General features: G+C 74.3%; 4 protein-coding genes. All 4 read left to right on the forward strand.

Annotated elements, in window-relative coordinates:
• On the forward strand, positions 1–4,945 hold a 4,945-nt coding region (locus tag Asi03nite_RS34715; RefSeq protein WP_203684756.1), incomplete at its 5' end, for an SDR family NAD(P)-dependent oxidoreductase.
• A 1-nt stretch (position 4,946) separates the two neighbouring features.
• Positions 4,947–8,063, forward strand: a complete 3,117-nt coding sequence (locus Asi03nite_RS34720; RefSeq protein ID WP_203684757.1) for a type I polyketide synthase — start codon at positions 4,947–4,949, stop codon at positions 8,061–8,063.
• A gap of 185 nt (positions 8,064–8,248) precedes the next feature.
• The gene (locus Asi03nite_RS34725; RefSeq protein ID WP_239103142.1) at positions 8,249–11,488 is read left to right on the forward strand and encodes an AMP-binding protein; all 3,240 of its coding nucleotides are present in this window, start codon (positions 8,249–8,251) and stop codon (positions 11,486–11,488) included.
• A gap of 78 nt (positions 11,489–11,566) precedes the next feature.
• Positions 11,567–12,145: a DUF1579 domain-containing protein gene (locus Asi03nite_RS34730; RefSeq protein ID WP_203684758.1), complete on the forward strand. Its 579-nt coding sequence runs from the start codon at positions 11,567–11,569 to the stop codon at positions 12,143–12,145.
• Positions 12,146–12,147 lie beyond the last annotated feature (2 nt).

Below are 12,147 nucleotides of genomic sequence, written 5' to 3' on the forward strand. Positions count from 1 at the left end.
GACCGGACACGACCGCGACGAGCTGCTCAGCGGCCTGGCCGCGCTGCGCGACGACGTGGAGACCGCCGGCGTCGTGCACGGGGTCGCTCGGGAGTCCGGCGGCGTGGTGTTCATGTTCCCCGGCCAGGGGTCGCGGTGGACCGGGGTGGCGCGGCAGCTCTGCGCGGCCTACCCGGAGTTCGCGCGGGACCTGGACGAGATCTGCGCCGCCTTCGACGCGCACCTGCCCTTCGCCCTCAAGCCGATCCTGCTCGCCGACGAGCCGGCGGAACACCACCGCACCGACGTCGCGCAGCCGGCCCTGTTCGCGCTCCAGGTCAGCCTGTACCGGCTGGTCGCGCGGTACGGCCCGCGACCGGACCACCTGATCGGCCACTCGGTCGGCGAGATCGCCGCCGCGCACGTGTCCGGCGCGCTCGGCCTGTCCGACGCCACCCGGCTGGTGGCGACCCGCGGACGGATCATGCAGACGGTCCGCGAGCGCGGCGCCATGCTGGCGGTGCGCACCGGCGAGGAGCGGATCGGCGAGCTGCTGGCACAGTGCGAGCGCATCGGCGTCGCGGCCGTCAACGGCCCGGACTCGGTGGTGGTGGCGGGTCCCCGCGACGAGGTCCACGACCTCTCCCGCAGGCTGGTCGCCGACGGTCTGTCGGCGAAGCTGCTCGACGTCGACCACGCCTTCCACTCCCCGCTGATGGACCCGATCCTGGACGAGTTCGCCGGCGCCCTGCACGACCTGACCCCGGGCACCATGACGATCCCGATCATCTCCACCCGGCTCGGCCGGCCGGCCACGCTCGCGGAGCTGACCTCGGTCGGGCACTGGGTGAGCCACGTCCGCGAACCCGTCCGCTTCCACGCCGCGGTGCAGGCCGCCCGGTCCGCCGGCGCGGACGTCTTCTTCGAGGTGGGCCCCGGGTCGACGCTGGCGAGCATCACCAAGGACGCCTTCGCCGGTACGAACCCGGACGCCGCGCTGGTGGTCTCCACGGCGCGCCGCGGACGCGGGGCGGCGCAGGCGCTGACCGACGCGCTGGCGCGGCTGCACGTGCGGGGCGGCGCCGTGGACTGGCCGGCGCTGCTCGGCCCGCGCCGGGCGGTGGACCTCCCCACGTACGCGTTCCAGCACCAGCGTTACTGGCTGAACTTCCAGGCCGGCACGGGGTCGGCCGGTGTGACGACGGCCGGCCTGGCCGAGCCGGAGCACCCGCTGCTCGGCGCGGTCGTCGACCACCCCGGCTCCGACGAGGTGATGTTCAGCGACCGGTGGTCCGTGCAGACCCACGGGTGGCTCGCCGACCACGCCGTGTACGGCCACGTGGTCGTCCCCGCGACGGCGTACCTGGAACTGGCGCTGTGGGTGGGCGGCCGGCTCGGGTGCCCCGCGGTGGAGGAGCTCTCCCTCGAGGTGCCCCTGATCCTGCCGGAGACCGGCGACGTGCAGGTGCGGCTGGTCGCCGGTGCACCCGACGAGACCGGGCGCCGCGCGCTAAGCGTGTACTCGCGTCCCGGCGACGACACCGGAGCGCCGGCTGGCTGGACCCGGCACGCGACCGGGCACCTGGCGCCGGCCTCCTCGCTGCCGTCCCCGGCCCCCGACGCCGCGCAGTGGCCGCCCGCCGGGGCCCAGCCCCTGGACCTGAACGGCCTGTACGACTCGCTGGCCGACGGCGGCTTCGACTACGGCCCGGCGTTCCGCGGGCTGGGCGAGGTCTGGCGGCACGGGGACGACCTGCTCGCCCGAGCCACGCTGCCGGAGGTCGCGACGGCCTCGTCCGGCGGCGGATTCGGCCTGCACCCGGCCCTGCTGGACACCGTGCTGCACGCGTTGATCGCCGGAGGCGCCATCGAGGTCCGGGGCGAGCAGGGCTGGATGCCGTTCGCCTGGTCCGGGGTCGAACTCCTCGGCGCCGGCGGGCCGACCGTCCGGGTCCGGCTCTCGCCGGCCGGCGAGGGCGTCTTCTCGGTGCGGCTCGCCGACGAGCGCGGCCGCGAGATCGCCCGCGTCGCGGCGCTGACGTTCCGGCGGGTCAGCGCCGAGCAGGTGCGCTCGGTGCCCGGCCGCTCGGAGCAGTCGCTGTTCGAGCTGCGGTGGCGTGCGGTGCAGCCGGGCGAGCAGCAGCCCGGTCGCGGCCGGTGGGCCGTCCTGGGCGCCGCGGACGGCGCGGCCGCGCGGCTCGGCGAGGCCGGCGCGGGCAGCGTCGTCCGTCACGGGTCGATCGACGAGGTCCTGGCGGCCGAGGTGCCCGAGCACCTGGTCCTCGCCGTGGACGACCTGGTCGACGGCGAAGATCCGCTGGCGCGGGTGAGCAGCGCGGACAAGGGCGTGCTCGGCGTGCTGCAGCGGTTCCTCACCGAGGAGCGGCTGGCCGGCTGCACCCTGGTGGTGCTCACCCGCTCGGCCGTCGACACCGGCGAGGGCGTCGAGAGCCTGCCCGGCGCGTCGGTGTGGGGCCTGGTCCGGTCCGCCCAGACCGAGCACCCCGGGCGGTTCCGGATCGTGGACATCGACGACGAGCCGGCATCCGCGGCCTGCTTCCCGGCCGTGCTCACCGGCAACGACGACCAGCTGGCGGTACGCGGCGGCGCGTACCTCGTGCCCCGCATGGCCCCGGTCGTGCCCACCGGCCAGCAGCTCGAGCCCCCGGCGGAGGGGGCCCACCGGCTGGGCGTGTCCACCGCGGGCACCTTGGAGAACCTGACCTGGCTCCCGTGCCCCGAGGTCACCGAGCCGCTGGCCAGCGGTCAGGTCCGGATCGCGGTCCGGGCCGGCGGCCTCAACTTCCGCGACGTCACCATCGCGCTCGGCCTGGTCGAGCGCACAGCCTTCGACGCCGGGCTCGGCAGCGAGGGCGCCGGAGTGGTGCTGGAGGTGGCCGCCGACGTGACCGGGTTCTCGCCGGGCGACCGGGTGATGGGCATCTTCCCCGGCGCGTTCGGCCCGGTGGCCGTGGCGGACCACCGGCTGCTCACCGGCGTACCGGACGGGTGGAGTTTCGCCGAGGCGGCGTCGGTGCCGAGCACCTACCTCACCGCCTACTACGCCCTCTTCCACGTGACCCGGCTCCGGGCGGGACAGCGGATCCTCATCCACGCCGCTGCCGGTGGCGTCGGTATGGCCGCCGTTCAGCTGGCGAAGCAGGCCGGCGCGGAGATCTACGCCACCGCCAGTCCGGGCAAGTGGCCCACCCTGCGCGGGCTGGGGATCGACGACGCGCACCTGGCGTCGTCGCGCGACCTGGGGTTCGCCGACAAGTTCACCGGCGCGACCGGCGGCCGGGGGCTCGACGTCGTGCTGAACTCCCTCGCGCACGACTTCGTCGACGCCTCGTTGCGGCTGCTGCCGCGCGGCGGCCGCTTCATCGAGATGGGCAAGACCGACATCCGCGACGCCGGGCAGGTGGCGGCCGCGCACCCCGGCGTCGACTACACGGCCTTCGACCTGTACGAAGCCGGCCCGGACGCGATCCGCGACATGTTCGTCGAGGTCATGAAGCTGTTCGCGGACGGGCAGGTGCGGCTGAACCCGGTGTCGGTGCGCAGCATCCGCGACGCGCGTGCCACGTTCCGCGAGATGAGCCAGGGCCGCCACGTCGGCAAGCTCGTCCTCGAGGTGGGCGACGGCCTCGGCGGCGGCACGGTGCTGATCACCGGCGGGACCGGCGGACTCGGCTCCCTGGTGGCCCGGCATCTGGTCACCGAGCACGGCGTACGCAGCCTGCTGCTGGCCAGCCGCCGCGGACCGGCTGCCGACGGGGTGCCGGAGCTGGTCGCGGAGCTGGAGGGCGCCGGCGCGGCGGTCCGGGTCGTGGCCTGCGACATCGCCGACCCGGGCGCGGTGGCGGACCTGCTGACCGGCCTGCCCGGGCGATACCCGCTGACCGCGGTCGTGCACGCGGCGGGAGTGCTGGCCGACGGCACCTTGGAGTCGCTCACCGGCGAGAGTGTCGACCGGGTGCTGCGGGCCAAGGTCGCCGGGGCGGTGAACCTGCACGAGCTGACCAAGGACCGCCCGCTGTCGGCGTTCCTGCAGTTCTCCGCCCTGGCCGGCACGCTGGGCACCGCCGGGCAGGCCAACTACGCCGCGGCGAACGGGTTCCTGGACGGGCTGGCGGCGGCGCGTCGCGCCGCCGGCGGAGTCGCCACCTCACTGTGCTGGGGGTGGTGGGAGCAGAGCAGCGGCATGACCGGGAACCTGGACCAGGCCGACCTGTCCCGGCTGCGCCGGATGGGCATCGGCCCGCTGCCGACGCCGACGGCGCTGGCCGTGTTCGACGCGGCCCGCACGCTGGACAAGGCGGTGCTCATCCCGGCGCGGATCGACCGGGCGGCGCTGCGGGGCAGGCCCGCCGAGGACGTGCCGCTGCTGCTGCGGGACCTGGTCGGCGCGAGCCGGCCGGGCCGCGCCGGCACCCGTACGGCTGCGGGCGGCGAATCCCGCGGACTGCTCGACCGGCTGGCCACGCTGCCCGCGGACGAGGCGCAAGCGACCCTGCGGAACTGGGTCTGCGAGCAGGTCGCCGTCGTGCTCGGCCACCCGGCCGGGAAGGTCAGCGACGGGGGCCAGGCGTTCACCGTGCTGGGGTTCGACTCGCTGACCTCGGTGGAACTGTGCAACCGGCTGGCGGCGGCGACCGGGCTGCGCCTGCCCTCCACGCTCGTCTTCAGCTATCCGACGCCGGATGAGCTGGCCGGTCACCTGCACGGGCTGCTGCGCCCGGCGGCCGAGCCGGGCCCGGCCGAGGACGCGGCGATCCGCGAGGTGCTGCGCACCGTCTCGATCGACCGGCTGCGCAGCGTGGGCATTCTCGATCACATTCTGGCCTGTGCCGGACCGGAGCTGCCGGAGGCCGGCGGACCGGCCGCCGGCACCGATGCGGACGAACTCGCGGACCTGGACCTGGAGGCGCTCCTCGAGCTGGCTCTGGACGAGAGGGGCATCTGACATGAGCAACACCACGGACCACGCGGCCGCCGGCGGTGACCGGGTCCAACGGGCCCTGCGCGCGCTGCTGGAGGAGCGCGACCGCCTCCGGCAGGAGAACGACGCGCTGCGGGCCGGCCGCGGCGAGCCGATCGCGGTGGTGGCGATGGCCTGCCGCTATCCGGGCGGGGTGTCGTCCCCGGAGGAGCTGTGGGAGGTGATCCGGGAGGGCCGGGACGTCGTGACCGAGTTCCCGGCGGACCGCGGCTGGCGCGACATCTACCACCCGGACCCCGACAACGCGGGCAGCTCGTACGTGCGCCAGGGCGGGTTCCTCACCGACGTGGCCGGGTTCGACGCCGGCTTCTTCGGCATCAGCCCGCGCGAGGCCCTCGCCGTCGACCCGCAGCAACGCCTGCTGCTGGAGACGTCGTGGGAGGCGTTCGAGCGGGCGGGCATCGTGCCCGCCGAGGTCCGCGGCGCCGACGTCGGTGTCTTCACCGGGGTGAGCTCGTCGGAGTACGGGTCGCGGTTCCTGGAGGCGCCTCCCCATGAGCTGGAGGGCTACCTGTTGCAGGGCAGCACGCTGAGCGTCGCGTCCGGGCGGGTGGCGTACCAGCTGGGCCTGACCGGCCCGGCGGTGTCGATCGACACGGCCTGCTCGTCGTCGCTGGTCGCCCTGCACCTGGCGGCGCAGTCGCTGCGGGCCGGGGAGTGCTCGCTCGCACTGGCCGGCGGGGCGCTGGTGATGTCGACGCCCTCGATCTTCGTGGAGTTCTCCCGGCAGCGCGGGCTGGCCACCGATGGCCGGTGCAAGTCTTTCGCGGACGGCGCCGACGGGACGGGCTGGGCCGAGGGAGTGGGCGTGCTGCTGCTGGAGCGGCTCTCCGACGCGCGCCGCAACGGGCACCCGGTGCTGGCCGTCCTACGCGGGTCCGCGGTGAACCAGGACGGTGCCAGCAACGGCCTGACCGCCCCCAACGGCCGCGCGCAGGAGAAGGTGATCCGGCAGGCCCTGGCCAACGCCGGTGTCGCCGCGTCCGAGGTGGACCTGGTCGAGGCGCACGGCACCGGCACCGTGCTGGGTGACCCCATCGAGGCCGGTGCGCTGCTGGCGACGTACGGCAAGGACCGTCCGGCGGACCGGCCCCTGCTGCTGGGCTCGCTGAAGTCCAACATGGGACACGCCCAGGCGGCGGCCGGCGTCGCCGGGGTCATCAAGACCGTGCTCGCCATGAACCACCGCTACCTGCCGAAGACGCTGCACGTGGACGCGCCCTCCGGGCATGTGGACTGGTTGTCCGGCGCGATGGAGCTGCTGGTCGAGGGGCGCGAGTGGAACCCGGCGGCCGCGCCGCGGCGGGCCGCCGTGTCGTCGTTCGGGGTCAGCGGCACCAACGCGCACGTGATCCTGGAGGAGGCCCCGGCCCCGGAGGCCGGCGCGACCGGCCCGGACGCCGGCGTCCCCGGCGGGCTGGTGTCCTGGGCGGTGTCGGCCAGGAGCGGCGCGGCCCTGGCGCAGCAGGCGGCCCGGCTGCACGACTTCGTCGCCGCCGATCCGGACGCGGACCTGACCGGCATCGGCGCGTCGCTGCTCGCCCACCGCAGCCGGTTCGAGCACCGGGCCGTGGTGCTCGGCCGCGACCGCGACGAACTCCTGCGGGCGCTGGCCGCGGTCCGTGACGGCGCCGACTCGCCCGCCGCGGTGAGCGGTGTCGCCGGGAACCCCGGTGGCGTCGTCTTCCTCTTCCCCGGCCAGGGTTCGCAGTGGGCCGGGATGGGCCGGCAGTTGTACGACAGTTTCCCGGTGTTCGCGCGCAGCATCGACGAGTGCGCGGCGGCCCTGAGCGAGTGGGTCGACTGGTCGCTGCTGGACGTGCTGCGAGGCGTGGCCGGGGCACCCGGGCTGGACCGGGTGGACGTGGTGCAGCCGGCGCTCTTCTCCGTGATGGTGTCCCTGGCCGCGCTCTGGCGGTCCTGGGGCGTCGAACCGGCCGCGGTGGTCGGGCACAGCCAGGGCGAAATCGCCGCGGCGTACGTCTGCGGCGCCCTGTCGCTGCGGGACGCCACCAAGGTCGTGGCGCTGCGCAGCCAGGCCCTGGTGGCCCTGATCGGCCACGGCGGCATGGCGTCGGTGGTGGCGCCCGCGGAGGTGGTGACGCGCCGGCTGGCCCCGTGGGAGGGCCGGGTGAGCGTGGCGGTGGTCAACGGCCCCCGCTCGGTGGTGGTGTCCGGTGAACCGGACGCGCTCGACGAGTTCATCGCCGCGGTGAAAGCCGACGGAATCCAGGCGCGGCGTATATCCGTCGATTACGCGTCGCATTCGCACCACGTGACCCGGGTCCGTGACGACGTGGTCACGGCATTGTCCGACATCGTCCCGAAAACGGCTCGTACCATTCTCTGCTCGACCCTGCACGGAAAGCCGATCGACACCGCGGAAATGGACGCCGGATACTGGTACGACAATCTGCGGGGAAAGGTTCTCTTCGAGCCTGCCGTGCGGCGTACGGTCGCCGACGGTTTCCGCGTGCTCATCGAGATGAGTCCGCATCCGGTGCTGACCGTGCCGGTGCAGGAGATCGTCGAGGACATCGACGACGCGGTGGTCCTGTCGTCGACCCGGCGCGACCGCGGTGAGGTGGAGGCGCTGCTCGGCTCGGCCGCCCAGCTCTTCGTCCGGGGCGGGCCGGTGGACTGGACCGCCCTGGTCGGGCCGGGCCGCCGGGTCGACCTGCCGACCTACGCGTTCCAGCGGCAGCGGTACTGGGTGAACTCCGCCTCGCACGCGGCGGCGCCGGATCTGCCCGCCACCGCGCCGCCCGCCACCGAGGAACCCCGGGTCCCGCTCTCCGACCAGATCTCCGTGCTGCCCGACGGCGACGCGACAGCCCTGGTCCTGGCACACGTGCTGGACAAGGTCGCCGTGGTCCTGGGCCAGGACTCCAGCGCGGCCATCAACCCGGACCGACAGTTCAAGGAGATCGGCTTCGACTCGCTGCTCTCCACCGAGCTGAGCAAGCGCCTCACCGCCTCGACCGGGCTCAAGCTGAGGGCGAACCTGGTGCTGCGGCACCCGTCCCCGCGGAAGGTCGCCGGGTACATCGTCTCCGCCATGACCGACCGCGTCCCGCAATAAATGGCGGAATCCCGCGGCGCGGGACGCGCCGCGGGATTGTCCCGCCGGCGGGACAGGGCAAGTCCGGCCGCGCGCCCGCCGCAGCGGCCGCCGAATGTCTTGCAGTGCTGATTCTCATCCCGGAAAGTAGGGGGTGATAGGCGAACATCTTCGATTTCCCGAGCTTTTGCCGAAGGGTGATTCGTGTGCGCTCGTTCGATGCATCTCCCGCACATAAAGGACTGTGGCTGGCGGACGGAATGGCGTCCGGCACGCTGAACCACGCGCTGACGATGTGGGACGTGGCCGGTGAGCTGGACGCGGCCACCATGGAGTCCGCGTTCCGGCACGTGCTCGACGAGGCGGAGGTGCTGCGCGTCACCTTCGTCGACGAGGGCGAGGGCCTGCGGCTGGTGCCCCGGGAGCTGGGGGACTGGCAGCCGTTCCGGCTCGATGTCAGCGCCGCCGCCGACCCCGGGCAGGCCGCGCGGGAGGCCCTGAGCGACCTGGTGCGCCGGCCCTTCGACGTGGCGCGGGACCTGCTGTTCCGGCTGGGCGTGGTCAAGCTCGCCGCGGACCGCTCGCTGCTGGTGATCGCCTATCACCACCTCGTCTCCGACGGCTTCGGCGCCGGCGGCCTGCTGTCGCGGCGGCTCGCCGAGGTCTACACGGCGTTGCTGGGCGGCCAGGACATCCCCGCGCCGCCGCACTCGTGGGATCTCGGGTCGTTCGCCGCCCTGGCCGCGGACTACCTCGGCTCCGAGCAGGCCACCGAGGACCTCGAGTTCTGGCGCGACTACCTCAAGGAGGCGCCCCCGGCGGCGCAGGTTCCCGGTGTCGTCGTGCCCGAGGAGAGGCGGCTGGAGCTCTCCGCGCCGCTGAGCGAGGCGGACCAATGGGCCGAGGTGGCCGGCGTGATCGGCATGGCCGCCCGGACGCTGACCGTCCCGCGGGCCGAGGCCGACACGTGGACCGCGGCCGCGGAGTCGATGGGCGTGTGGCGGTCGTCGATGCTCACCACGGCCACCGCGGCGTTCCTGCGGCACCGCTGTGACCTGCCGGAGTTCCTGCTCTCGCTGGCCACCGGCAACCGCGGCGGAGCGGCCGGCACGACGCCCGGCCTGGCCGTGAACGTGGTGCCGGTCCGGGTCCGGGCGCCGCTCGGCGCCACCTTCGAGGAGCTGGCCGACGCGATCGTCGACGAGACCTCGGAGATCTACGGGCACACCCTCTGCCACTACTCCGACATCCAGCGGGCGAGCGGCGTGGCGTCCAGCGAGCGCGGCAGCTTCGGCGCCGTCGTGAACGTCATCGAGTTCGCCGAGCAGCTCTTCTTCGCCGGCCACCCGGCGCGCTACTCCGGCGCGACGACCGGCAGCTTCAACGAGCTCTCGATCGGCGTCTACACCGACGGGACCGCTGACAGCGACCTGTTCATCCGCCTGGACGCACCCGCGAGTCTCTACTCCCGGGCGCAGCTGCGCCTGATCGGGGAGGACCTCATCGCCTTCGTGCGGGCCGCGGTGGCCGGCGAGGCACCGTCGATCGGGGCGCTGGACGTGGTCGCCGGCGCCGAGCGCGACCAGGTGCTGGCAGCGCCGGGCGACAGCACCGTGGCCGGGGCGGAGGCCACTGTCGCGGAGCTGTTCGCCCGGCAGGTGGCCGCCGATCCGGACGCCGTCGCGATCGTGTCCGGCGATGTGACGCTCACCTACCGCGAGCTGGACGAGCGATCCGGCCGGGCCGCCGCGGCGCTGCGCCGCCGGGGCCTCGGCGCGGAAGCGGTCGTCGCGGTGGCGCTGCCCCGCTCCGCGGAGCTGGCCGCCGTGCTGCTGGGCGTGGTCAAGGCGGGTGCGGCCTACCTCCCGATCGACCCCGCTCTCCTCGCCGGGCAGATCAGGTCGCAGGTCGCCGCCGGCGGTGCCGCGGCCCTGCTCACCGACGCCGCCACGGCCGCACTGCTCCCGTCCGGCCCGGCGGTGCCGGTGACGATGGTCGACGACCTCTGGGAGGACGCCGCCGGTGACGGTGGGCCGGCCCCGGTGCGCCCGGACAACCTGGTCGCCGTGACGTACGGCTCCGGACCGGCCGGCGCGGGCCCGGCTGTGCTGGTCACTCACCGCAACCTGACCCGGTACGTCGTGGACCGGCACTGGTCGCGGGTCGTCCCCGGCGACGTGCTCTGGAGCGGCTCGCCGGCCTCCGACGCGCTCGCCCTCGAACTGTGGGTGCCCCTGGCGCATGGTGGCCGGGTCGTCGTGGCCGCGGCACCGGACCTGGACGGCGACGCGCTCGCCGCGGTGCGGGCCACCCACCCCGTCGCCCTGGCCTGGTTGCCCGCCGGCCTGGTCGCGGCCGTCGCCGCGCAGCGCCCGGAGAGCCTGGCCGGGCTGCGCGAGATCTGGACCCAGGCGGACGAGGTGCCCGTGGCGGCGCTGCAACGACTTCGGGCGGCCGCCCCGGACCTGTCGATCGTCAACAGCCACGGCCCGGCGGGCACGAGCGCGCTCATCCCGGCCCGCGGTGCGGCGGAGGAACCGGCGCCCGGCGTCGCCGCCAGCGGGGGACTGACCGACGGCACCGCCCGCTACGTGCTGGGCCCGGGGCTCGCGCCGGTCCCGGCCGGCGTAGCCGGTGACCTGTACGTCGCCGGGTCCGCGGTCGCCCGCGGAGGTGCCGGGAACCCCGGGCACACCGCCGCACACTTCGTGCCCTGCCCGTTCGGCCCCGCCGGCGGGCTCATGTACCGCACCGGGGACCGGGCCCGCTGGGGCGCCGAGGGCCGGCTGGAGCACGTGGGCCGCGCCGGTGTCCGGGCCCGGATCCGGGGGGCCGAGGTCGACACGGGCCGGATCGAGGAGGTGCTCTGCGAGCACCCGCGGCTGGCGCAGTCGGTGGTCGTCGTGGGCGAGGACGGCTCCGGGCAGCAGCGCCTCGCGGCGTACGTGGTCCCGGTGCCAGGCCTCGGCGCGGACGGCGCGGGAACCCACGACCCCCGCACGGAGCTCTCCCACGAGGAACTGAGCCGTTTCGTCGCCGGGCGGGTGCAGGAATCCCTGCTTCCCTCGGCCTTCACGGTGCTCGACCGGCTCCCGGTCACGGCCGCCGGACGCCTGGACCGGACCCGGCTGCCGCAGCCCGAGTTCCGCGACGGGCTGTACCGGGCGCCACGCAACCGTACCGAGCAGGTCCTGGCGAAGTTGTTCGCCGACGTGCTCGAGCTCGGCCGCGTGGGCATCGACGAGGACTTCTTCGACCTCGGCGGCAACTCGTTGCGGGCGATCCGGCTGGTCGGATTGATCCGCGCCGAACTGCGGCTCGAGGTGTCCATTCGCACGCTCTTCGCCGCGCGCACCATCGTCGGCCTCTCGGAACGCTGGGAGAACCTCTCCCGGTCGAGCCGGCCGGCCCTGCGCCGGCGGACCAAGGGCGGCGCAGTTGTCTGAGCGAGGCCACGGCCCGCTCGGTTGGATCACGCACAGCGGCATCGCGATGCGATGTCGCGCAACCCATAAGGAAATGCTATGGCGATCACAATCACTTTCACGCGGGCAGCCGTCACCGGCGCGGCGCTCCTCGGCGCGGCGGTCCTCAGTCCTGCCCTCGCCCACGCCGCCGAGCCGCTCGGCTCGCCGGCTGAGCACTTGGCGGAACCGGTCAGCGTGATCGAGCCGCTGCGCACCCTGACCGGGTCCTGGAGCTGCACCGGTTCGGTCACCGGCGTGGACGGCACCGTTACGCGGTTCGAGACGACCTCGACCGCCAAGTTCATCCTCGACGGCAAGTTCATGCGGTGGCAGGAGGTGAACTCGATCGGCGGGACCCCGATCGGGTCCGCCGAGTACATCTGGGGCTGGGACGCCCACCGCAACCAGTTCACCGCCGACCGTTTCGACGACGCCGGCCAGCGGGGGGCCCAGACCACCCCGGGCTGGGCCGGCAACGCGCTCACCTCGACCGGCGTACTGATCCACTCGGACGGGTCCTCGATCCCGCTGAGCACCACGCTCACCAAGACGGCCAAGAACGCCTTCGCCGTGCGGTCGGTGGTTCAGCTGGGAGCCGGGGCGAGCGTGGTGTCGGAGTCCGCCTGCACCCGCTGACC

The sequence above is a fragment of the Actinoplanes siamensis genome, assembly GCF_016862395.1.
Taxonomy (GTDB): Bacteria; Actinomycetota; Actinomycetes; order Mycobacteriales; family Micromonosporaceae; genus Actinoplanes; species Actinoplanes siamensis.